Here is a 22,598-nt window from a genome sequence, read left to right as displayed (position 1 = left end):
TTTATGTCTGAGATTGCTCGCACAAAAACTCATCCCGTTATGGTTGGATCTGTTCAGGTTGGCGGCGGCGCTCCCGTTTCCGTTCAGTCTATGTGCACCACTAAAACAGACGATCCAGATGCAACACTCCTTCAGATCAAGGGGCTTGCCGAGGCAGGGTGCGAGATTATCCGTGTGGCAATTCCTGATGCAAAGGCCTTGGATGGTTTTGAAGAGATTTGCAAATACTCGCCGCTTCCTGTTGTTGCTGATATCCACTTTGACTACAAGCTTGCGCTTGAAGCTGCAAAGAGAGGTGCTGCTGCGCTTCGTATTAATCCAGGCAACATTGGCTCTATGGAACGCGTGGACGCTGTTATTGATGCAGCTAAAGAGGCCCACATTCCTATCAGAATTGGTGTTAACGCAGGTTCTCTTGCTAAAGAATTTGATACAAGACAAGATATGACCCTTGTCGAGAAACTCGTGGCGTCGTCAAAGTCATTTGTAGAGCATTTTTCTTCTCGCGGTTTTGAGGATATTGTCTTGTCCGCAAAGGCTCATGATGTCCCCACTACGCTTGCGGTCTATCGTGCGCTTTCAAAAGAGCTTCCACAAACTCCTCTGCATGTAGGTGTAACCGAGGCTGGCGCACTGAGGCAGGGAACGGTAAAGAATTCTGCCGCAGTTGGTATTTTGCTGGAAAGTGGCATTGGTGATACCATGCGCCTGTCTTTGACGGCTGATCCTGTAGAAGAGGTTCATGTAGCATGGGAGCTTCTTGCTGCTCTTGGCATGCGTCGCATTAAGCCAGAGCTGGTAAGCTGTCCTACGTGCGGCAGGTGTGGCGTTGACATGATTCCTATTGCAGAAGAGGTTACCAAGCGTTTGGATGGCGTTCGTGCTCCAATTTCTGTGGCGGTCATGGGTTGCGTTGTTAACGGACCTGGTGAGGCTAGGGGCGTTGACCTTGGCGTTGCCTGTGGCAAAGGTCAGGCAGTGTTGTTTGAAAACGGCAATCCTCTTAGAAAAGTGCCTGAAGATAAGATTGTTGATGAGCTATTCGCCGAAATAGAGAATCGTTTTGGCAAAAAATAAGTAAACTATACGTATTACTTCATATTGAAAGGAAACTACCTTGAAGCACTGGATGCGCATGTCTTCTTTGTATGCACCAACACTCAAAGAAGATCCAGCTGAGGCTGTACTTGCAAGTCACCGCCTGCTCCTTCGTGCTGGCATGATCAGAAAGACCGCTGCAGGTCTTTACTCTTATCTGCCACTTGCATGGCGCTCTCTTTTAAAGATTGAGGCCATCATCCGCGATGAGATGGACGGTATTGGTGCTCAGGAGATTCTTGTTCCTATTATGACCCCCGCTGAGCTCTGGGAAGAGTCTGGTCGTTGGGATGTCTATGGTGATGAGCTCATGCGTATGCATGACCGTCATGATCGTCAGTTTGCTCTTGGTCCAACTCACGAGGAAACCTTTACAGACCTTATTAGAAACGAGCTCAAGAGCTATAAGCAACTTCCTGTAACGCTTTATCAGATTCAGGATAAGTTCCGTGACGAGCGTCGTCCACGTTTTGGTCTTATGCGCGGCCGTGAGTTTATTATGAAAGACGGATATTCCTTCTCGGCAAATCAAGAGTCGCTGCAAGAGTGCTATGACCAGGAAAAGGTTGCTTACCAGAACGTTTGTGACCGTACTCGTCTTAAGGCTCTGCAGGTAGTTGCAGACTCTGGTCAGATTGGTGGAGACACCTCTGTTGAGTTTATGGCGCTGGCAGAGGCTGGCGAGGCAAGCCTAGTCTATTGCGATTGCGGCTATGCTGCAGATACTGAGGCAGCTGCAGCAAAGATCAACGTAGAAGAGCGTGAGTCTGGCAAGATGTGCGAGATTCACACTCCTGGTATTGGCTCGATTGATGACGTTGCTGAGTTCCTCCACGTTTCACCTGCAGCAACTCGCAAGGCTCTTGCACTTGTTGACGGAAACGGTAAGCCAGTTGTGTGCTTTGTTCCAGGCACTCATGAGCTCAACGAGGTAAAGGCTGAGCACGTCTTCGGTGACTATCATATGATGACCGATGAAGAGCTTGAGGAGTATGGTCTCATTAAGGGCTTCATTGGACCTGTTGGTCTACCTGAGGGTATCCGCGTTGTTGGAGACCTCTCCCTTGAAGATGCTCAGTGGTGGCTCTGCGGTGCTAACAAAGTAGACTACCACCTTGATCACGTTGAGCTTGGCCGTGACTTTGAGATTAACGAGTGGAAAGATCTTGTCACTTCTCAGGAGGGCGATATTTGCCCTGAGTGTGGTCTTCCTCTACATGCCGCTCGCGGTATTGAGGTTGGTCAGGTCTTCCAGCTTGGCACCAAGTATTCTTCGGCCCTTAACGCCACCTTCACCGATGAAAACGGCGAGGATAAGCCTCTTGTTATGGGCTGCTATGGCATCGGTGTTTCCAGACTGCTTGCTGCCGTTGTTGAGCAATACAATGACGAGAAGGGCATCAAGTGGCCAGTCTCTGTTGCTCCTTATGAGGTTTCTGTTCTTTGTCTCTCTGACAAAGACCCAGAGATTTGGGATGCTGCAGGCGCTGTAGCTGACGCTTGCGTTGCTGCTGGTCTTGAGACTGTTGTTGATGACCGTGCAGAGCGTCCTGGCGTTAAATTTGCTGACGCAGACCTTATCGGTTTCCCATGGCAGGTAATTGTGGGCAAGAAGGGCGTTGCAAACGGCATTGCAGAAGTCAAAGAGCGCGCTACCGGCGAGCGCTTTGAGGTTGCCCTTGATGAAGTTGGCTCTTGGCTGGCCGAGAAGATCCTTCCAGAGCGCGAGCTTTAAAATATACAACCAATTAGAAAATTGTCGAGAAAAACAGAGCTTTGGTTTGCTATAGTATTTCCCGCACCACGTTCGGGGAATTAGCTCAGCTGGGAGAGCGCATGACTGGCAGTCATGAGGTCAGGGGTTCGATCCCCCTATTCTCCACCACGCATTCTGGCGGCGGCATCAGTCGCCGCTTTTTTCTTACGGGCTCATGGCGCAACGGTTAGCGCAGGGGACTCATAATCCCTGGGTTGGGGGTTCAAATCCCTCTGGGCCCACCAAACACACATGTGGCGAGAAACCCCTTTGGTTTTCTCGCCATTTCTTTTACCGAAACACTCTACCGTTTAATGATTCGATTACTTAATTTATATAAAAGACGGGTACAATAGCCAAAGTGATATTTGATAGATAGGGGATATATGACTCCTGAGACTCGCAAAATGAAGCTCTTTAGTCTGGCGCTTTTGATTGGCGGACTTTTAGGTCTTGTTAATGTTGCGGTTCTTGTAATTGGTGCTGGTCCATCAATTGATTCCGCTCTTCTTTTGCTTGCAAGTATGATCTCGCTTCTAACTGGTGGTTATGCAGCTAGAGAGGCTAATGTACCTAATAGAGCTGTTGCTGCCTATCCAATGATTTTTGGATCATGCGTTGTATTAGCTGCTATTGTTGTTGGACAGTTGGTGCTTAAACCATCTGTTACCTTGCAGTTTATTGAGCTATTTGCACTTTTGGCAATGGCAAGCGCTGTTGCTCGAGGATCTCATAAAGTCAAAAAATCTCTCGAAGCCAAGTAAGTTGTTTTGTTGACGTTGTTTTATTGCTCTAACTCCGCTTGTGTACGTTTTTTCTCTGTGAACTGACTTGTTGGGGGTTTGTATGGATCGTGGAACTAAGTTGATGATGGCTCTTTCCTCTATGCTTGGTGCGCTTGGCGTTGCCGGAATTGTCATCTTTGCCTTCTCAGTTGGCTATGGTCGTTTCTCTTCAAGCATGATTGTGCTTCTGTTGTGCAGCTTAATGGCAGTTTATTGCTGCTATATTCTGCAGAAATGCATCAGCTTGGCTAAAGACTTTGAGAAAACCCACGGCATTGTCCGTCTTGTTGCTGGTATTGAGCTTATTCTCTTTACCATTGAATGGGTTTTTGTATCGCAGCTTTCATCTCAGCCTATGGTAATTACGCCAATGATTCTTCAGCTTATCTTCCTGGGAATTATTCTTGTTCAGATGAATAAAGCTGTGTCTACGTATTCACCTTCAAAAAAGTCAAAAGCTAGAAATTAGCGTCATTGTTTGTTATTATTGCAAGTCGTTCGGGCGATTGGCTCAGGGGTAGAGCACTTCCTTCACACGGAAGGGGTCGCTGGTTCAAATCCAGCATCGCCCACCATAGAAATTTAAAGGCCTAGGTAACTGGGCCTTTTTTTGTTAGTACTTAGTTACAGTAATGACTAATATTTATTGCCAAGCACACATATTAGAGCTTCCCTTATATACTTGAGCTCTAGGAAAGGGGAGATGTATGACAGATTCAACTAACAATTCCAGCACTCTTAATCCAGTCGAGCAGTTTGATATGTATGTTGCTCACGTTGGCATTAACGCAAGCAATGCGGACGAGGCAGAAAAGATTGCCAACCTGTTTACCGCTCTTATGGGACTTCCAACTATTGAGCAGCCACCCTCATTTTTTGCAGGGACCCTGGTAGAGGTCATGAAACAAAATGGCCGAGGCACAAAGGGTCATATTGGCTTCCATGTTAACAATATTCCTGCTGCCGAGAAGTACTTTGCAGGTCGTGGCTTTGAAATCGATGAGTCATCTAGAAGGCTTAATTCAGATGGCAGTACGTTTTTGGTCTATTTCAAAGACGAGATTGCTGGCTTTGCTATTCATCTCACCATGGATAAATAAGCCAACTTCATTAAATTGATTTACGATTATTTGGCGAGAAGATCTTTCAAGTAGAAGAGCCTTCTCGCTTTTTTGTGTGTGGATGGATAGGGAATAGCTATTTATAGGTGATTCTTATTGTTGATGATATGAAAATTTAATAAATTGCAATTTAGAATGCAGTTTATATTCATTTTAATGATATTTTCTTTTATCATTTGATTTAGATATTTGTAATCCTTTATGGATTTGGAAGGTTTGAAGTGAAAAAGTTCAAGTATGTAGTAGCGTCGATTTTAGTTGCACTATGCTGCGTAATTGTCATTGGAGTTCCAAAGTTTGCGCTTGCAGAAGCAGCAGTTCAAAATCAGCTCACGGTTAATGTTACTGATGACTATTATGGTAAACCTGTTGATGGCGTAACAATTACCGTGACTAATACAGTTACCGGTACCAACGCTGCAACTATGATTACTAACCAAAACGGTAGAGCTCAGACTAGCCTTGCTAACGGAAGTTATAAGGTTGAGCAGACAACGTTTAAAGCTGGATATGTTATTGATCACACAGCTAAAAACGTGACTTTCTCCGCTCCTGCTGGTAGTAATGGCGATCCTCAGACCATTAACTTTGAAAATGTCCATATTATGGGCCAGCTTTATGTTGGTGCCGAGAAGAAGATATCAGGTAGTATTTGGGATTCAAATGCTATTACTGATATTCAATTTGACATTGAAGATGAATTTGGAAATAGAATTGCCTCAAATGTTCCAGGTGGACAAAGCGTCACCGTACCAGTAACAGGAAGCTATACGCTTATTCCAAAAAATTATCCCACTCGTTATGCATATAATACCGATGCTGTAATGGTTGATTCGGTCTTTGCATGTTCTCCAACCAGCAATAATGGCATGGTTCCTCTACATGCTGTAACGTTCCCTTATGATTCAGATACTCGTCTCTTCGAGCAAACAACTCGCGCAACAATTAAACTCCCAACTAGAATTGGTAATATTGTTGTAAGAGTTGTTGACCAATACGGAAACCCTATTGCTGGCGCAACTTTAAAGGCAACTCCTGCTTATGAAATAACTCCTGGAATTCCATCACCAGCATGTCCTCCTTCTATGGGTGGATTTAATACACCTGATCCAGCCTATTTAACTGGTTCTAGCGCTCCTCGTGCTATGACTCAGGACCCGTCAGCTCCCGGTGTCCCTTATACTCAGACAGGTGAGTTGAATAGGGATTCTGATGACAATTATCTGCTCACAACTGGGCCTGATGGCACCGTAATTATTCCGGATTATCTTGTTGAGAGAGAATCTACTATTACTCAGCTGACCACTCTTGATGGCTACACTATCGATGACCCTAATCCTCAGGTTGGTGAGATTACTGGCTCTAACGAAACAACCACGGTTACTTTTGTAAATCGTAGGCCAGAGCCACCTGCTCCAGAGCCACAGCCAGAACCTCAGCCAGAGCCACAGCCAGAGCCACAGCCTGAGCCAACTCCAGAGCCTACTCCTGAGCCTCAACCACAGACTCCGGAAAAGCCTAAGACTCCAAAGAAAAAGAAGGCTGTACTTCCAGACACTTCTGACATTTCTGGTGTCTCTTCTTTAATTGTTGGAATTACAGGTACATTAAGCTCTCTTGCTGGTGTCTCAATGTATCTGAGCAAGAAACGTTTCTAAGACTATAGGATTTATTGAATCTACTTCAAAATTTGCTTATGTCTATCAAGTGAACAACCTGTGCATTTAGTAATTTGAAAATGTATGGGGAGTTCACTTGATTTTTATAAGGTGAGTACAGATTTCCTCAGTTTTGCCAGTTAAAAATTTGAAATAATTGTGTTTAGTCTTGGATATTATCTTTAATTTAATGTCTAATTCCCTTACTATAGATAGAAGTATTTACTAGTACGGTTCGGTTTTAAGGAATTGAATTGAAACGATATAAAAACATTGTTCTTGCTATTCTTGTTGCGTTGACGCTTGTTGTGTCAGTTATTACTCCAAGAATTGCTCTTGCAGACTCTAATGAGATTAGTGCTCTTGCTGTTGATAAATACACACGTGAACCAATTGAGGGCGTACATGTTGTAATTTATCAAGGTGGTTCTACCATCGTGGCCGAGGGAGACACAGACGCTGATGGTTACTTTAGACCTTATCTTCCTCTTCCTGACGGTGCTTATAGAGTTGAACAAACCACTTATAAAGAAGGCTATGTTCCTCAGGTCGACTCTGTTTCTTACGTTTTTCAAGACGCTACATATGGTTTAGGTGAGGTGGTCGTTGCTGAACTGGAGAACCAGCCAATTTTAGGCAATATTATTGTTAAAGTCGTTGACACAGATGGCAATCCTATTGCCGGTGCAACTCTTAAGGCTACTGCCGCAAACGTTGCTGGACCTCGTATCCCAACACCTCCATTTACTCAGACCGGTATTCTCACCATGGAGGCTGACGGAAGCTACTCTCTTACAACTGGTGCAGATGGCTCTGTTGTAATTCCTAACCTTATGGGTAACACTTCCACTACCATCACACAGCTCACCACCATTGATGGTTACCAGATTGATACTACGGTTCGTGTTGGTCAGATCACTGGTACAAATACTACTGCCACAGTAACTTTTGTTGATCCTCGTATTCCTGCTCCAACGCCTGCACCAGATCCAACACCTGCTCCAGAGCCACAGCCTGAGCCAACTCCAGCACCAGAGCCTCAGCCAGAGACCCCAAAGGCTAAGAAGGTTAAGAAGTCCGTTCTTCCAAATACCGGTGATAATGCGCTTACGCTACCTTTGATTATTGGCGTTGCTGGTGCAACTGTTGTTGTTGCTGGTGCTGCTCTTTTCCTTCATAAGAAGCGTCAATAAATCTTCATAAGCCTGGTTTCATTTACATAATTCACCACGTAAATCAAGTGAATGACTTATACTTATCCAGTTCAGATATGTATGAGGAGTTCACTTGATTGCTCTTGCGGATAAGATTTCTAAGTCATTTGGCGGCAGAGTCCTTTATTCAAACGCAACACTTCAGCTCAATGCAGGTGAGCGTTGGGCTTTAGTTGGTCCTAATGGTGCGGGTAAGACTACGCTTCTAAAGATCATCATGGGCCTAGAGTCTGCTGATGAGGGAACTGTTACCTTTGCAAAAGACGCTACTCTTGGATACCTTGAGCAAGAGACAGAGCTCATGGGAGATAGAACTGCCCTCAACGAGGTTATCGAATCTGCCCATGAGATTAAACAGTGGGAGAGAAAGGTCAACGACCTTTCAATCAAAATTGCCGAAACTCCCGAAGGCGCAACGCTCAATAAGTATCTTGAAGACTATGCTCATGCTATGGAGCGCTTTGAACGCCTTGGTGGTTATGAGCTTGAAAGTAGAGCTCGTCAGATTCTTGCAGGTCTTGGCTTCCCAGTGGAAGATTTTGACAAGCCCGCTAAAGAGTTCTCGGGCGGCTGGCAGATGCGTATTTCTTTGTCAAAGTTGCTCCTTCGTCGACCTGACGTTCTTCTCTTGGACGAGCCTACCAACCACCTGGACTTGGAATCTGTTCAGTGGCTTGAGAGGTTCTTATCGTCATATGATGGAACGGTTCTGCTGGTTAGCCACGACCGTTCATTTATGGATGCTTGCGTGACGCATGTTGCAGCACTTGAGAATCGCATGCTAGTTACGTATACCGGCAACTATTCTGGCTATCTTCATCAGCGAGAAGAAAATCTTGAACAGCTTCGCGCTAAACGTGCAGCTCAAGAGCGCGACATTGCTCATATGGAGACCTTCATTGAGCGTTTTAGGTATAAGCCTACCAAGGCAAAACAGGTTCAAGAGCGCGTTGCAAAGGTCGAGAAGATCCGTGAAGAGCTGGTAGTTCTTCCAGAGCAGTCTCACCACATGCATTTTAGGTTCCCAGAGCCCCCTCGTACCGGAGATACCGTAATTTCTCTTAAGGGTGTAGCTAAATCGTACGAGGATAACTTTGTCTACGATAACGTTGACCTCAAGCTGTATCGAGGAGATCACGTAGCGCTTGTTGGTCCTAACGGCGCTGGTAAATCTACCCTTATGAAGCTCATTGCCGGCAAGCTGAAGCCAGATGCTGGTGAGATTAGCCTTGGTCAAAACGTTACTGAGGCCTACTACGCACAGCACCAGCTTGAAGAGCTCAACCCTGCAAATACGGTACTTGCAGAGCTTGATACGGTGGCTGCAGGATGGACTACCTCTGAAGAGCGTAGATTGCTCGGAGCCTTCCTATTCCATGGCGATGACGTTGAGAAACGCGTGAATGTGCTATCTGGTGGCGAGCGTGCTCGTTTGGCCCTTGCTAAGATGCTGGTTTCTCCAGATCCACTGTTGCTTCTGGACGAGCCAACTAACCACTTGGACATTGACTCCGTTGACGTCCTGGAAAAGGCGCTTGTTGACTTCCCGGGTACCATCATCTTGATCAGCCACGATGAGCACCTGGTCAGAGCTGTAGCAAACAAGGTTGTGGATGTTCGCGACCACAAGGTTACGGTCTACGATGGAGACTACGATTACTTCCTCTTTAAGCTTGCAGAGCTTCAAGCAGCGGCTCAGGGGGAGACGTCGAGCAAGACCGTGTCCTCGTATGGAACTTCGGGTGCAAGAGCGGTTAAGAGTGCTGGTCCAGAGGCGGGTCAAGCTGCAGGATCTTCTCGCAATGTGAAGACTAAGGAGCAGAGAAGAGCTGAGGCGGAGGAGCGCAATCGTAGAAGTCGTGCGCTTAGAGAGACCAAGAAACGTCTGGACGAGGTTGAGGCAGCGCTGACTCCTGCGCATAAACGATACGATGAGCTCATGACGCTTATGGCTGACGAGGCTCTCTATAACGATCCTCAAAAGTTTGATGAGTGCATGGCGGAATACCAGGCACTTTCTAAGAAGATTCCTGCGCTTGAGGCTGAATGGTTGGAACTTTCAGAAAAAATGGAAGCAGACATTGATGAGTAGGTAGTTTTGCCAATCTTGGGTAAAATTGTCTTGTACCTACTGTCTTGTACCTACTGTCTTGTACCTACTGTCTTGTAACTAACGTCATGTTCTTGAGAGTCTTTGTTTGTACGTGCCTGTCTGCACAGTTTTTGCAGATGTTGAGATAAGGATTGTTGTGCCAACTGCTTTAACATCAGTTCCATCGCTTTTGACAACGCTCGCTGAATTTGCACTGGTAATCTTTGCCATTGTGGTTCACGAGGTTGCGCATGGCTTTGTGGCATACAAGTGCGGAGACCCTACCGCTAAAATGTCTGGCCGTTTGACGCTCAATCCACTGGCACACATTGACTTGTTCGGTACGGTTCTTTTGCCGTTTATGTTGGTATTGATGGGTGGTCCTAGCTTTGGTTACGCAAAGCCTGTTCCCTATAACCCCAACTACCTCAAAGATCGTCGTCGTGACGAGATTCTGGTAGCACTCGCAGGTCCAGCTTCTAACATCTTGCAGGCGTTTCTCGGTGCACTCTTATTGCGTTTGCTCAACGCATTAGCAGTTGCATTTGGTGCAGCACTAAATCCGCTGGTAATGTACTATGTTTCTTCGCTGGTAATCTTCTACATTCAGATTAATGTAAGCCTGGCAGTCTTTAACATGCTGCCAATTCCACCTTTGGACGGCTCTAAGCTGCTGTTATATTTTCTTGGCGAGAAAAACCGTCAAAAGTTCTACGCCATTGAGCCTTACTGTATGATTGCTGTAGTGGGACTCATGTTCTTTGCGCCTGGCTTTTTCTCGTCCATTATTGGGGGCATTTCTAACGTCATTTTGAGCCTGCTTGCGAGAATCATCTAATGTCGTACAAAGTAAACACTGCAACATATTCTGGCCCGTTTGACCTGCTGCTTCAGCTGGTAAGTAGGCAAAAAGTTGCTATTGGCGCCATTTCTATCTCTGAGGTTGCTGATCAGTACCTGGCAGAAGTTGACGCCATGGAAGAGCTTGACCTAGACGTTGCCAGTGACTTTGTCCTTGTTGCGTCAACGCTTTTGGATATGAAAGCTCATGCCTTGGTGCCTCAAGACGTTTCGCTCAAAAGCTCATATGATGAAGATGAGTATGATGACGAGCTTGACGGGCTTTCTCCTGATGAGGCGAGAGAAGTTCTTATTGCTCGCCTTATTGCCTATAAGCAGTTCAGAAATGCAGGTGCCGCACTAGGTAGCCGCATGGAGGCAGAGTCGTACATGTTCCCACGCTCAGTGGGCCCAGATCCTGATTTCTTAAACCTCATGCCAGACTATCTTGAGGGCATTACCCTCAGAAGCCTTGCCGTCATCTGTGCGGACATTGACTCAAAACGTGAGACATTCTTGCTTGAAGCAGAACATGTGGCACCAAAAAGGCTCCCAGTGGCCCTGACGGTAGCTTCTGTGGACCGACTGACGCGCTCTAAGGGCAAGGTGACGTTCTCTGAGCTCTTAGACGGTCAAGATACGCCAGAAATTGTGGTTGCAAATTTCTTGGCAGTGCTTGAACTCTTTAAGCGCGGTCTTGTTCGTGTTCAGCAGGATGTCATCTTTGGCGAGATTGAGATTGAGCACATAGAGGGCGCAGATTCATACCAGCTTGATGAGTCGGTTCTTTTGGAACTAGAAGAACTATCTGGTGATGAGCCAGACCTTGAAGGATTTAACTTGTCTCAAAACGCACTCGATGATGTCCAGCAGACGCTTTTATCGTTAACTCAAACGCCCGATGAAGCACAGAAAGAGGCGGAATAACTTATGGCAGAAGAGCTTACCTATTTAGATTCCGAGTCGCTCAAAGGCGCACTAGAATCACTGCTTTTGGTTGCAACAGATGCAATCACCACGGCCGACTTTTCCAAGGTCACCAATGCAGCTCCTGCCGAGGTTGCCCAAGCGCTCAAAGAGCTTGCAGAGGAGTACACGCGCTGCAACAGGGGATTTCAGCTCAGAGAGGTAGCCGGCGGTTGGCGTCTCTTTACGCACCCAGCTCACCATCAGCTGGTCAGCGATTTTGTGCTCTCCTGGGATACGCGTCGCCTTTCTCAGGCAGCACTTGAGACGCTGGCGGTTATTGCTTATCACCAGCCCGTTACTCGTGAAGGCGTCCGTGCCATTCGTGGTGTTAACTCTGATGGTGTTATCTCTTCACTTCGCGAGAAAAACCTTGTGCGTGAAGTGGGCAAAGAGGCAGATAGGGGACAGGCCATTCTCTATGGCACAACAGCCCTTTTCTTAGAGCGCTTTGGCCTCAAGTCTTTGCGAGAGTTGCCGCCGCTGGAAGATTTTGCCCCTGACGAGGAGTCCAAGCAGTTTATTCGCGAGAGACTCTCTGGCAGAAGCTTCACTTCAACGCTTGAAGAAGCCGCAGAAGACATTGACGATGAGCGCTCCCTTTTGGGAGACAGCTACGATACGCAAGAGGATGCATAGGCCGTGGCAGAAGAGCGTATTGTCCCCATGCGCCTGCAGCGCTTTTTGGCGCGTGCGGGAGTGGCTAGCCGTCGTGGCTCTGAGCGCCTAATGACCTCTGGTCGCGTCACGGTAAACGGCCAGGTAGTCACCGAGCTTGGCAGTAAGGTTGATCCGCTGGTAGATGTTGTAGCAGTTGACGGCATTGTCTGCTCAATTGCCGAGAAACCCGTCTACTTGATGCTCAACAAACCTGCAGGTTACTTAACTACTATGAAAGATCCTCAGGGTAGACCAACCATTGTGGACATGGTTCCCACTGACAGATATCCGGGACTTTTCCCTGTTGGACGTCTTGATATGGATACCACGGGTCTTTTGTTCTTTACTACCGATGGTCAGATGGCACAAGAGCTTTTGCATCCCTCAAAGCATGTATGGAAGCACTATGTTGCTCATGTAGTAGGTACGCCTACAGAAGAGCAGCTAGATCGCCTGCGCGAAGGTATTGAGCTTGAAGACGGCCCTGCAGCTCCTGCTGAGGTTGAGATTGTTTCCAACGATGCCAAGATGAAGGCACTTCTCGCCCCACAAGGTTTGGGAAAAACCGGTGGAGGAGAGCCAAACTCCCTGGTCAGCGTAACTATTAGAGAAGGCAGAAAGCACCAGGTCAAAAAGATGCTTCAGGCTATTCACCATAGAGTTCTTGCACTCCACAGAGACACGTTTGGGCCGCTCCATCTTACAGGCGTTAAAGAAGGCGAGTGGAGGCTTCTCACAGAAGAGGAAGTTGCAGCTCTGGAGCGCACTATTGGTAGAGAGCCTGGTGCTTCTCCCATCATGCCTTTACATGCCAGCAAGTAATTACTAGTTGCACGATTTCTAAGTGCAAGTCAAACAGCTCAAACACGCCAGAGAGGAGACATAATGCAGCCATTTGAAGTTCCAGCTCAGGTTCATCGCATTTTGTTTATGCGCCACCCAGAGAGTGTGGCTAATACACAGCGCTTTTTCAGCGGCAGAAGAGACGTTGAGCTTACCGAGCATGGCGTTGAACAGCGAGAACACGCTGTTCGTGCACTTGTTGCATTTCATCCAGATAGAATTTGGACCTCTCCTTTATCTCGCTGCAAAGACATGGCCCAGATGGCTGCCATCGAGCTTGGTATTCCTTGTGAGGTAAAAGATGACCTTGCAGAGATGGATTTTGGCATTTTGGAGAGCAAGCGTTTTGCTGATGCAGAAGAGATTTTAAAGCCCTACGGTCTTACGTTTCCTTGGGCTTCAGACAAAAACGGCCACTCCATACCTGCTCCAGAAGCAGAGTCATACGAGCAGGTAAGAAGCAGGTGTCGCGATATTCTTAACGAGCTTTCCAGTCTTTCTGGACGGACTGTTTGTATTTCTCACGGCGGCTATTTGCGTTCTATGATGGCAGAGATTTTTGGCATCCCAGGTAGTTCAAGCTGGAATGTACATCTTGCAAATGTCTCTTCAATCTTCTTTACTAGTACAGGCAGTTCTGATTTCAAGCTTGGTGGATTTAACCTTGATCCAGAAGAGGTTATTCGTCGTTCCACTGAGCCAAGTTTTTACGATTTTCGTGACATTTGGGGTGTCACCAAGGGGGATAAGTAATGATTGTTGCTATTGACGGCCCAGCAGGCTCCGGAAAGTCTACGGTTGCTCGCGCCCTTTCTGATCGCCTGGATTTGATTTTCCTTGATACGGGTGCAATGTATCGCTCGGTAACCGTAGAATGCCTGCGTCAAGGCATCGATATGACTGATACCGAGAAAATCATTCAGATAGCACGCAGCATTAGCATCTCGTTTGGTAACTCCGCAAACGGCCAGACCGTCTACGCAAACGGCTCAAACGTTACAACAGAGATTCGTACTCCCGAGGTAGACAGAAACGTTAGTGCTGTTGCAGCCATCCCTGAGGTCCGTGAGGCTATGGTCACGCTTCAGCGTCGCGCGGGCGAGAATGGCGATGTAGTTGCTGAAGGTCGTGACATTGGCACCGTGGTATTCCCCGAAGCTGATGTAAAGGTCTTCTTGACCGCAGACCCTGCTGCTCGAGCTCACCGCCGAGCCGTTCAGCGCCAGGGTGGAGACGCAGCTACCGGAAACGATGCCCAGGTAGACGCCAAGAGTGAAGAGAAGATTCTCGAAGACATCAAGGCTCGCGATAAGGCTGATTCTGAGCGGAAGGCAGCTCCACTTCGTGCTGCAGAAGATGCCCACCACATTGACTCTTCTGCGCTTTCTGTTGAAGAGGTTATTGCAGCTATTATTGCCCTGCATCCTGGACTCGGCAAAAGAGATGCCCGCAACCACAGGGCTTCTCACCAGGGAAATGGATCAGAGAGCAGCTCTTCTGATGACGGGAAGTCTCACACGGAAGAGCCTAAGCGCTCCGAGAAAAAGTCTTCTATAGCAGCGGCATCTAAGCGTTTGCGTCTTTTTGGCGGAAACTCATTTGACGATTATTACGATACCGCGCTTGCTGATTTTCCAGCTCCAGCCAAGTTCTTTAAGTGGCTGGCAGTAAGTGTACTTGGGCTGATTACAAAAATCTGGTTTAGATGGCGCTGGGACAATGACCAGCTCTTTGTTGGCGATAAGACCCCTCGCGTTCTTATCATGAACCATCCAACGTTTTTGGACCCCATTGTTACTGTTGTTCACCTCCTTGTTCACGGTATCCCCGTGAGAACCATCTACAAGAGTGAGTTCAACAAATTCAAACCGCTTCAGTGGGCGCTTTCTAGACTGGGCGGTATTCCAGTAGACCGCGGAACTGCCGATATGAAGGCAATTCGTCGTGCAACTACGGCACTTTCTAGAGGAGAAATGCTTCTCATTTATCCTGAGGGTACCAGAGTCAGAAGTAATACTGAACGTGGAGAAACCCATGGCGGCTTTGCGCTTATCGCACAGCTTGCCAAGGTAGATGTTCAGCCTCTGGCCATTATTGGCGCGCTTGATATTAAGAAAAAAGGTTCTCCTCTGGTTAAGCCGGTAAAGGTGTATCTTCGCGCTGGTCAGAAGGTTTCTTTTAGTGATCTGACTTCTACGAAGCGTAAAGATCAGGCAAAAGAGATGGAAGAAGTGGCCATGGAGCGGGTATACGAGCTAAGAGATGCAATGCTCAAAGAGCATCCCGGAAGGAATTAGTTCGTGCCTACTATTAAAATTGCCGATGAAGCAGGTGCTTGTTACGGTGTAGAAAGAGCTCTTCAGATGGTCCAGCAGGCCGTCAAAGACGCTCATGCGCCCGTGCGCACGCTTGGTCCACTTATCCATAACCCTCGCGTTGTTACGTCCCTTAAAGACCAGGGCGTAGAGGTTGTTGATTCTGCCTCTGCGGCTAAAGGAAGTGCGCTATTGTTGCGCACCCATGGCGTAACTCCCCAAGAGGAGCAGATTGCCAAGGACGGCTGTGTTGACGTACTTGACGCAACCTGTCCGTTTGTAAAGAAGGCTCACGGAGCTGCAGAACTTCTCGCCAAACAGGGCTATGCCGTGTACGTGGTAGGAGAGTCCGGACATCCTGAGGTAGAAGCTACGCTGGCTCACGTGCCAGGTTCTTTGGCTATTGACTCATTAGAAGAAGTTGCCGCTCAGGCGGACGCCATGAGAGCTGCAAAGAAGGTTGGTCTAGTTGTACAGACCACCATGAGCGCCGCTAAGCTCTCTGAAGTAGTTAACGCGGTACTTCCGCTTGTTGACGAGCTTCGCGTCATGAATACTATCTGCGAGGCCACCGCTGGCCATCAGGATTCGTGCATGAGGCTTGCAAAAGAGTCCGACGTCATGATTATTATTGGCGGCAGAATTTCTGCAAATACCACTCGCTTAGCAGAGATTTCAAAGCTCTATTGTCCTGCAACCTATCACATTGAAGGCGCAGATGAGCTGCAAGCTTCCTGGTTTGAAGGAGCTGAGCATATTGGCATTACCGCCGGCGCTTCTACGCCGGAAGCTCATATCAAAGCAGTTACATCAGCTATTGAACAAATTGTAGGCGCCTAACATGGAACAGCGCGCAGACTACGGAAATACAAAATCTGGTGGACTTGGTGCGCTTATTGAGTCCGTTGAAGAGGGTAGTCCTGCGTGGAAGGCTGGCCTTGAGCCCGGCATGATTATCGAGAAGGTCAATGGCGTAGTGCCAAAAGATCTGATTGATTGGCGTTGGGAGGCCGACGGCTCTCTCTGTGAGCTTGAAGTTTCTGTTCCTGGTGATGAGGCGCTTTATGAGTGCGTGCTTGAGCGTGAATCTGGAGAAGACTGGGGCGTTGACTTTGTTGATGTGCTCTTTGATGGCATCAAGACCTGTGTAAACGCGTGCCAGTTCTGCTTTATGGCTATGCTGCCAGAAGACATGCGTCCCTCGCTTTCCATTAGAGATGACGATTATCGCCTGAGCTTCTTGCAAGGCAATTTTGTTACGCTCACTAACCTTACTGACGAGGATGTTGAGCGCATCATCTCTCACAAGCTTGAACCTATGAACGTCTCTCTGCATGCAATCTCTCCTGACGTGCGTCGTAATTTAATTGGCGCTCGCGCTGCTAGAGGCATTGAAGTTCTCGAGAAACTCATGGACGCTGGTATTGAGATTCACGGCCAGATTGTTTTGTGCCCTAATATCAATGACGGTGAAGAGCTTGATAAAACGCTTGATTGGGTAGAGGCTCACCAGCAGATTACCTCGTTGGCTATTGTTCCGCTTGGCTATACCAAAGACTCCAAACGCTTTACGCATTCGTATTCTGATGACGTAGAGCTATCCCGCTCTGTAGTCAAAATTGTTGAACCCTACCAGGAGCGTGCACGAGCTTCTTTGGGCATTACGCGTTTTCAGCTCTCTGACGAGTTCTACGTAGACGCCCAGCTACCTATTCCGCCAGCGTACACCTACGACGGCTATCCGCAATTTTATGACGGTATTGGTATGCTCAGGAGCTTCCTCGATGAGGCTGAAGAGGTCTGTAACACTATGCGTGCAGGCCTTGATGAGGTAGATACCTATCTTTCTGCCCGCTCTCGCAAGATTTTGCTGATTGTAGGAGAAGCTGCTCAGCAAACCATCCAGACCTTCTGCGATGACTGGTCGGCTGATGGCAACGTTTCTACTTTTGCCGTGCGCAACGATTTCTTTGGTGGAGACGTTAACGTCACAGGACTTATCTGCGCCGTTGATCTTCTCGCCCAGGTTCCTGAAGACCTTACAGATGTTCTGGTGGTGCTTCCTGAGGTCATGTTTAACTTTGATAAAGTCACGCTTGATAGCATGTCACTGGCAGATTTAACTGCGCAGCTAGAGGCTCGCGGCGCTAAAGTCATCATGTCAATTCCTGGTCCCACTAACATTGCCAAGTCGTGCATTAAAGCGCTCAAAGAGTGGGATTAGCCACGTATTGCTGGTATTATTAAACCAACTGAATGAAAGGTGAGACATGGCTAAGCCCATTGTTGCTATTGTTGGACGCCCAAATGTTGGCAAGTCCACGCTGGTAAATAGAATTGCCGAGAAACGCGATGCAATCGTACATGAGTCAAGGGGAGTAACCCGAGACCGCTCATATCACGATGCTGACTGGAATGGTCGTGAGTTTAAGCTTATTGACACCGGCGGCATTGAGTCAATTAAGTCGCAGGATCGCTTTGCTCCACACATTCGTGAGCAGGCGCTTCTTGCATGCGAAGAGGCCGACGTTATTGTCTTTGTGGTAGACGGCACCACTGGTGTTACTGACGAAGACGAAGAGGTTGCTCGCATTGTTCGCAAGAGCACCAAGCCTGTGTTTTTGGTTGTCAACAAAAAAGATAACCCCGCAACTGAGCAGGACGGTCTTTGGGACTTCTATGCACTTGGCTGCGGCGAGCCTCTGCCTCTGTCTGCTTCACATGGCCACGGCACTGGTGACTTGCTGGACGATATTGTCAACGCTTTCCCCGAGGCTGATGAAGAACCAGAGGATGATGGCATCCTTAACCTTGCAATTATTGGTCGTCCAAACGTTGGTAAGTCTTCACTGGCAAACCGCCTAGCTAACAAGAAACGCTCCATTGTTTCTGACGTTGCGGGCACTACGCGCGATGCTATTGACACCATGATTGAATGGAAGGGAACTCCCATTCGTCTTGTTGATACTGCAGGTATTCGCAAGAAGAGCCAGGTGCATGAAGACGTTGAGTACTACAGTCTGGTTAGAGGCCTGCAGGCAATGGACCGCGCAGACGTCTGTCTTCTTGTTGTTGACGCCTCTGTTGGCGTAACCGAGCAGGACCAGAAACTTGCAAACATGGCCGTAGAGCGTGGATGCGCGCTGGTGCTCCTGCTTAACAAGTGGGATCTTATTGATTCTGAGGCAAAGCGCGATGAGGTAGCAGTCTCTGTAGCAAAGCGCCTGGCCTTTGCACCTTGGATTGCTTCTATCAACGTTTCTGCACTTACCGGCCGCGCCATTGATAAGGTACTTGCCGCTGCTCTTTCGGCTGCAGAATCCCGCGCACTTCAGCTTAAGACTTCCGAGCTCAACGAGCTTCTCGCCCAGATTAGAGAAGGCGGACACACGGTTTCTGATCGCGGCCGCCGACTTAAGATTCAGTACGCCACTCAGACGGGCTCCAAGCCTCCTGTTATCTCGTTCTGGTGCAACGCTCCAGACCTTGTTGACGATAACTACGAGCGCTTTATTGAGAACAGGCTTCGCGAGAAGTTCTCTCTGGTTGGTACACCTATTCGATTGAAGTTCCGTAAGAAGGTTGAGTCTAACTAATGTCTGGAATTGTTGTTGCTCTGATTTTTGGACTTATTGCGTTTGGCCTTGGCGGCATTCCATTTGGTCTGATTATTGCAAGCGTTATGGCTCATGAGGACATCCGCAAACTTGGATCAGGAAACATTGGCACTACCAATGTTGCAAGAAATGCTGGTAAAGCCGCAGGTATTCTTACGCTTCTATGTGACGCAGGTAAAGGCATTGTCAGCGTCATGCTGGTTCGTTGGTTCTTGGGAGCCCAGGGATTTACTCCTCTGGTCTCGGGAAATGATCACGCAGAGGCTGAGCTCATCATTTCTTTTGTGTATGCCTGCTGCGTTCTTGGTCATATTTTCTCGCCTTGGCTTCATTTCCATGGCGGTAAGGGAATTGCTGTTGGATTTGGCGGAGGCCTTGCAGTAAATCCACTTGCTGCTCTTGTAGCTCTTGCGGTGTTTATTACGCTTGCCGTACCAACTAAGTACGTATCGCTTGGCTCCATTGGCGCAGCTGTTGCCATTCCACTATTCTGCCTGCTATTTGGTATGGATCCCGTGGCAACCATTCCTGTATTTGTTGTAGCGGCGGCAGTTATTTGGGCTCATCGCGAGAATATCAATCGTCTTAATGCTGGCAGTGAGTCTAAATTCTCTTTCGGCGAAAAGAAAAAGGACAACTAAACATGAAAAAAGTTGCTGTTATTGGTTCGGGATCATGGGGTACCGCGCTTTCAACACTTCTTGCTTCAACTTCTGATGAGGTAATTATTTGGTCTCGAGAGGCCGATGTTGCCGAATCAATTAATAAAGAGCACGTCAACTGCAGACATCTTTCTGATTCTGAGCTTCCACACAATATTGTGTCTACCACTAGTGAGGCTGAGGCTCTTACCGGTGTAGATGCTGTTGTTATGGCTGCTCCTTCCGCGTTTTTGCGCTCTGTTTGTGCTGCTTGCGCACCATATCTTGATCCAGAGGTTGATGTTTTGATCCTCTCCAAGGGTATGGAAGCAGGTTCTCACAAGCTTATGCACGAAGTAGCTGCTGACGAGCTGGGAAACCCTGCAAGAATCGCCGTACTTTCCGGTCCAAACCACGCAGAAGAGGTCATTAAACAGGGAATTTCTGCAGCAGTTGTAGCATCTGAAGACGCCGAGGTTGCTAAGCGTTTCCAGACGTTGCTTTCTCGACAATACTTCAGAACCTACGTTAGCTCTGATGTACGCGGTGTCGAGGCATGCGCTGCAGCTAAAAACGTTGTTGCTATTGCCTGTGGTATTGCAGTTGGTCTGGGCAACGGTGATAACGCTCTTGCAGCCCTAATGACCCGCGGTCTTGCAGAGCTTGGACGCGTAGTATGCGCTATTGGCGGAGACCCACTCACTTGCATGGGTCTTGCGGGCATGGGAGACCTGGTAGCAACCTGTACCTCCGAGCATTCTAGAAATAGAACATTTGGAGAAGCCTTGGTCAAGGGTAAGACGCTTCAGTCTTATCAGGAAGAAACAGGCATGGTTGTTGAGGGTGCGCAGGCTGTCATTGGTCTTTATGAGCTTGGTCAGCAGATGAGCGTTGAGATGCCTATCACTTCAGCTGTTCACGCTGTACTTTACGAAGGTGCTACGCCAGAAGAAATTACTTCTCGCCTTACTAACCGCCTTCCAAATGAAGAATTTTATGGAATGACTCGATAGGAGAGTTTGATGAATAACGTCCTGGTAGCACCATCTGTTCTATCTGCAGATTTCTCCAAGCTTAAGAGCGAGCTTGATTCAATTGCAAACGCCGACTATATCCATTACGACGTGATGGATGGACACTTTGTTCCAAATATCTCGTTTGGCCCAGATATTTTCTCGTACTGCAAAAAGTCTTCTGAACTGCCTATTGATGTCCATCTGATGGTTACTAATCCAGCTGAGATTGTGCCGCTATTCCTAGACCGTGGTGCTGACGTTGTCACCTTCCACTACGAGGCCGAGGTTCATGCTCATCGTCTTGTTCACCTTATCAAGGACTCTGGCGCTAAAGCTGGTATTTCGCTTTGCCCAGGAACTCCTGTAAGCGTTCTTGAGGATCTTATTGAAGACCTTGATTTGGTGCTTATCATGACGGTTAACCCTGGCTTTGGTGGTCAGAAGTTTATTCCTCACTCAATTGAGAAGCTCAAAGCTCTTAAAGAGCTCTGTCGTAAGCACAACGTTAACCCTCTGATTGAGGTTGATGGTGGTATTAGTGCAGCTAACGCAGCTGATGTTGTAGCCGCTGGTGCAGACATGCTTGTTGCAGGCAGCGCTGTGTTTGGCCAGGAAGATCGCGGTGCAACTATCCAGGCAATCCGCGACGCCGGCGAGTCTGCTCTTACCGTTCAGGGCTAGGCTGCACCCTTAAGCATTATTTGAGCAACCACATACTTTTAGGATTGAACTAGCAGAAAACACGTTATGGATTACGTTTACTTAGACTATGCAGCTTCAGCACCAATGCGCCAAGAGGCGCTTGATGCCGAGAAAACCTATGAAGCTTCACCCATTGCAGGGGTGAACCCAAACTCCTTGCACTCGCTTGGTCGTCAAGCAGCGCGAGAGCTTGATGGTGCTCGTGGTGTTATTGCACGTGCGGTAGGCGGCAAATTTAGAGCTCCTGACGTAATCTTTTGTTCTGGCGGAACTGAAGGCAATAACCTCTCAGTTCTTGGTATGGCAGAAGGTATTCGTAACAAGGACCACAAGCGAAACACGGTGGTTTTCTCGGCAATTGAACACGATTCTATTTTGGATCTTGCACCTGTTCTTCGCGAGAAGGGCTTTGAGGTACGAATTGCTCAGCCTAACCGTCAGGGAAAGATTGAGGCTTCAGCCCTTGAGGGTCTTTTGGACCAGTCAGTAGCGCTTGTTTCCGTAATGTATGCCAACAATGAGACGGGCGTTATCCAGCCAGTTGTAGACCTTGCCCAAGCTGCGCATAAGGTGGGAGCGCTTTTCCACACTGACGCTGTTCAGGCGTTTGGTCGTATTCCTCTTGAGGCAGCAGACGTAGATGCTCTGACTGTTGCTGCCCATAAAATTGGTGGACCTCTGGGTATTGCCGCAGTGCTTATGCGTTCCAAGGTTCCCTTTAAGGCTCAAAGTTACGGCGGGGGACAAGAGTCTGGTAGACGTCATGGAACACAGGACGTTCGTAGTGCCCTCGCGTTTGCCGCAGCTGCCAAGTGGTGTCAGGATAACCTTACTCAAACGCAAGAGAGTGTTTCTGCGCGCGCTAATAAGGTGTACGAGACTCTTTGTACTTCTCCCAAAATTAAGCCAACTACAGAGGCTTATGCGGGCAAAGATCACATGCCTGGTACGGTAAGCATCATGGTTCCCTCGATGGATTCAGAGACGCTTATCCTAAAGCTTGACCAGGCAGGCTATGAAGTTTCAGCTGGCTCTGCGTGCTCTTCAGGCTCTCTTGACGCAAGCCACGTTCTCTCGGCCATGGGCATCTCTAGAAACGAGGCTTTGGGCAGCCTGCGCATAACCTTTGACGAGCGTGTTTCTGAAGCAGACCTTGATACATTCTGTGCAACCTTGCTGCAGATTGTTGGATAAATTTTTCACATACTAATCTCTACATTAGGTATGTTCTGCGCCTGATACGTCCTTATTTACGGTAGACTAGATGAGTAACC

General features: G+C 47.9%; 21 protein-coding genes and 3 tRNA genes. All 24 read left to right on the top strand.

Going from position 1 to position 22,598, the window contains the following annotated elements:
* The first annotated feature begins 3 nt into the window (after window positions 1–3).
* The 24 genes from ispG to ACO5GU_RS02650 all read left to right on the top strand — a co-directional run bounded on the left by ispG (window position 4) and on the right by ACO5GU_RS02650 (window position 22,518).
* The gene (gene ispG, locus ACO5GU_RS02765; protein ID WP_484929998.1) at window positions 4–1,077 is read left to right on the top strand and encodes a flavodoxin-dependent (E)-4-hydroxy-3-methylbut-2-enyl-diphosphate synthase; all 1,074 of its coding nucleotides are present in this window, start codon (window positions 4–6) and stop codon (window positions 1,075–1,077) included.
* A gap of 52 nt (window positions 1,078–1,129) precedes the next feature.
* Window positions 1,130–2,833 (top strand): proline--tRNA ligase, encoded by a 1,704-nt coding sequence (locus ACO5GU_RS02760; RefSeq protein ID WP_484930113.1) that lies wholly within the window; start codon window positions 1,130–1,132, stop codon window positions 2,831–2,833.
* 74 nt (window positions 2,834–2,907) lie between these two features.
* Window positions 2,908–2,983: transfer RNA gene (locus ACO5GU_RS02755), tRNA-Ala, on the top strand.
* A gap of 40 nt (window positions 2,984–3,023) precedes the next feature.
* A tRNA-Ile gene (locus ACO5GU_RS02750) sits at window positions 3,024–3,099 on the top strand.
* Between the two features lie 141 nt (window positions 3,100–3,240).
* On the top strand, window positions 3,241–3,618 hold the full coding sequence (locus tag ACO5GU_RS02745) for a hypothetical protein (protein WP_484812504.1): 378 nt from the start codon (window positions 3,241–3,243) through the stop codon (window positions 3,616–3,618).
* Between the two features lie 82 nt (window positions 3,619–3,700).
* Window positions 3,701–4,108, top strand: coding sequence for a hypothetical protein (locus ACO5GU_RS02740; protein ID WP_035427503.1), 408 nt, complete (start codon window positions 3,701–3,703; stop codon window positions 4,106–4,108).
* Between the two features lie 31 nt (window positions 4,109–4,139).
* Window positions 4,140–4,214 (top strand) — tRNA-Val (locus tag ACO5GU_RS02735).
* Between the two features lie 132 nt (window positions 4,215–4,346).
* Window positions 4,347–4,739, top strand: coding sequence for a VOC family protein (locus ACO5GU_RS02730; protein WP_035427504.1), 393 nt, complete (start codon window positions 4,347–4,349; stop codon window positions 4,737–4,739).
* A 242-nt stretch (window positions 4,740–4,981) separates the two neighbouring features.
* A complete protein-coding gene (locus ACO5GU_RS02725; protein ID WP_484898103.1) occupies window positions 4,982–6,418 on the top strand; it encodes a SpaA isopeptide-forming pilin-related protein in 1,437 nt (478 codons plus the stop codon).
* A gap of 254 nt (window positions 6,419–6,672) precedes the next feature.
* Window positions 6,673–7,611 carry an LPXTG cell wall anchor domain-containing protein gene (locus ACO5GU_RS02720; RefSeq protein ID WP_314018290.1) on the top strand — a complete coding sequence of 313 codons (939 nt, stop codon included), beginning with the start codon at window positions 6,673–6,675 and terminating at the stop codon, window positions 7,609–7,611.
* 94 nt (window positions 7,612–7,705) lie between these two features.
* A complete protein-coding gene (locus tag ACO5GU_RS02715; RefSeq protein WP_484929995.1) occupies window positions 7,706–9,724 on the top strand; it encodes an ABC-F family ATP-binding cassette domain-containing protein in 2,019 nt (672 codons plus the stop codon).
* 157 nt (window positions 9,725–9,881) lie between these two features.
* Window positions 9,882–10,562 carry a site-2 protease family protein gene (locus ACO5GU_RS02710; protein ID WP_484850929.1) on the top strand — a complete coding sequence of 227 codons (681 nt, stop codon included), beginning with the start codon at window positions 9,882–9,884 and terminating at the stop codon, window positions 10,560–10,562.
* Window positions 10,562–11,491 (top strand): segregation and condensation protein A, encoded by a 930-nt coding sequence (locus ACO5GU_RS02705; protein WP_484929993.1) that lies wholly within the window; start codon window positions 10,562–10,564, stop codon window positions 11,489–11,491. The genes ACO5GU_RS02710 and ACO5GU_RS02705 overlap by 1 nt, the downstream gene beginning before the upstream one ends.
* A 3-nt stretch (window positions 11,492–11,494) precedes the next feature.
* Complete coding sequence (scpB, locus tag ACO5GU_RS02700; protein WP_035427519.1) at window positions 11,495–12,169, top strand: SMC-Scp complex subunit ScpB; 675 nt, start codon at window positions 11,495–11,497, stop codon at window positions 12,167–12,169.
* Window positions 12,170–12,172: 3 nt separating this feature from the next.
* On the top strand, window positions 12,173–13,012 hold the full coding sequence (locus tag ACO5GU_RS02695) for a pseudouridine synthase (RefSeq protein WP_484929991.1): 840 nt from the start codon (window positions 12,173–12,175) through the stop codon (window positions 13,010–13,012).
* Between the two features lie 63 nt (window positions 13,013–13,075).
* Complete coding sequence (locus tag ACO5GU_RS02690) at window positions 13,076–13,786, top strand: histidine phosphatase family protein (RefSeq protein WP_484929989.1); 711 nt, start codon at window positions 13,076–13,078, stop codon at window positions 13,784–13,786.
* Window positions 13,786–15,330: a (d)CMP kinase gene (gene cmk / locus ACO5GU_RS02685; RefSeq protein WP_484929988.1), complete on the top strand. Its 1,545-nt coding sequence runs from the start codon at window positions 13,786–13,788 to the stop codon at window positions 15,328–15,330. The genes ACO5GU_RS02690 and cmk overlap by 1 nt, the downstream gene beginning before the upstream one ends.
* A 3-nt stretch (window positions 15,331–15,333) precedes the next feature.
* Entirely contained in the window at window positions 15,334–16,188 is an 855-nt protein-coding gene (ispH, locus tag ACO5GU_RS02680; RefSeq protein WP_484929986.1) for a 4-hydroxy-3-methylbut-2-enyl diphosphate reductase, read from the top strand.
* A gap of 1 nt (window position 16,189) precedes the next feature.
* On the top strand, window positions 16,190–17,572 hold the full coding sequence (locus ACO5GU_RS02675; protein ID WP_484929984.1) for a DUF512 domain-containing protein: 1,383 nt from the start codon (window positions 16,190–16,192) through the stop codon (window positions 17,570–17,572).
* 46 nt (window positions 17,573–17,618) lie between these two features.
* The gene (gene der, locus ACO5GU_RS02670) at window positions 17,619–18,944 is read left to right on the top strand and encodes a ribosome biogenesis GTPase Der (RefSeq protein ID WP_484903869.1); all 1,326 of its coding nucleotides are present in this window, start codon (window positions 17,619–17,621) and stop codon (window positions 18,942–18,944) included.
* Window positions 18,944–19,606: a glycerol-3-phosphate 1-O-acyltransferase PlsY gene (gene plsY / locus ACO5GU_RS02665; protein ID WP_484846331.1), complete on the top strand. Its 663-nt coding sequence runs from the start codon at window positions 18,944–18,946 to the stop codon at window positions 19,604–19,606. The genes der and plsY overlap by 1 nt, the downstream gene beginning before the upstream one ends.
* 2 nt (window positions 19,607–19,608) lie before the next feature.
* Entirely contained in the window at window positions 19,609–20,619 is a 1,011-nt protein-coding gene (locus tag ACO5GU_RS02660; protein WP_484815179.1) for an NAD(P)H-dependent glycerol-3-phosphate dehydrogenase, read from the top strand.
* 9 nt (window positions 20,620–20,628) lie between these two features.
* Window positions 20,629–21,303, top strand: a complete 675-nt coding sequence (gene rpe, locus ACO5GU_RS02655) for a ribulose-phosphate 3-epimerase (protein WP_484929982.1) — start codon at window positions 20,629–20,631, stop codon at window positions 21,301–21,303.
* A 66-nt stretch (window positions 21,304–21,369) separates the two neighbouring features.
* Window positions 21,370–22,518 (top strand): cysteine desulfurase family protein, encoded by a 1,149-nt coding sequence (locus ACO5GU_RS02650; protein WP_484929980.1) that lies wholly within the window; start codon window positions 21,370–21,372, stop codon window positions 22,516–22,518.
* Window positions 22,519–22,598 lie beyond the last annotated feature (80 nt).

It is taken from the genome of Lancefieldella sp. (genome assembly GCF_057237245.1).
Note: the sequence above shows the minus strand (reverse complement) of the source record. Positions and strands in the feature narration are given on the sequence as shown.

Excerpts from the sequence above, each read along its gene's own strand:
- ispG (WP_484929998.1), top strand. The coding sequence starts at position 4 with ATGTCTGAGATTGCTCGCACAAAAACTCATCCCGTTATGGTTGGATCT.
- ACO5GU_RS02760 (WP_484930113.1), top strand. The coding sequence starts at position 1,130 with ATGCGCATGTCTTCTTTGTATGCACCAACACTCAAAGAAGATCCAGCT.
- ACO5GU_RS02745 (WP_484812504.1), top strand. The coding sequence starts at position 3,241 with ATGACTCCTGAGACTCGCAAAATGAAGCTCTTTAGTCTGGCGCTTTTG.
- ACO5GU_RS02740 (WP_035427503.1), top strand. The coding sequence starts at position 3,701 with ATGGATCGTGGAACTAAGTTGATGATGGCTCTTTCCTCTATGCTTGGT.
- ACO5GU_RS02730 (WP_035427504.1), top strand. The coding sequence starts at position 4,347 with ATGACAGATTCAACTAACAATTCCAGCACTCTTAATCCAGTCGAGCAG.
- ACO5GU_RS02705 (WP_484929993.1), top strand. The coding sequence starts at position 10,562 with ATGTCGTACAAAGTAAACACTGCAACATATTCTGGCCCGTTTGACCTG.
- scpB (WP_035427519.1), top strand. The coding sequence starts at position 11,495 with ATGGCAGAAGAGCTTACCTATTTAGATTCCGAGTCGCTCAAAGGCGCA.
- ACO5GU_RS02690 (WP_484929989.1), top strand. The coding sequence starts at position 13,076 with ATGCAGCCATTTGAAGTTCCAGCTCAGGTTCATCGCATTTTGTTTATG.
- cmk (WP_484929988.1), top strand. The coding sequence starts at position 13,786 with ATGATTGTTGCTATTGACGGCCCAGCAGGCTCCGGAAAGTCTACGGTT.
- ACO5GU_RS02675 (WP_484929984.1), top strand. The coding sequence starts at position 16,190 with ATGGAACAGCGCGCAGACTACGGAAATACAAAATCTGGTGGACTTGGT.
- der (WP_484903869.1), top strand. The coding sequence starts at position 17,619 with ATGGCTAAGCCCATTGTTGCTATTGTTGGACGCCCAAATGTTGGCAAG.
- plsY (WP_484846331.1), top strand. The coding sequence starts at position 18,944 with ATGTCTGGAATTGTTGTTGCTCTGATTTTTGGACTTATTGCGTTTGGC.
- ACO5GU_RS02660 (WP_484815179.1), top strand. The coding sequence starts at position 19,609 with ATGAAAAAAGTTGCTGTTATTGGTTCGGGATCATGGGGTACCGCGCTT.
- rpe (WP_484929982.1), top strand. The coding sequence starts at position 20,629 with ATGAATAACGTCCTGGTAGCACCATCTGTTCTATCTGCAGATTTCTCC.
- ACO5GU_RS02650 (WP_484929980.1), top strand. The coding sequence starts at position 21,370 with ATGGATTACGTTTACTTAGACTATGCAGCTTCAGCACCAATGCGCCAA.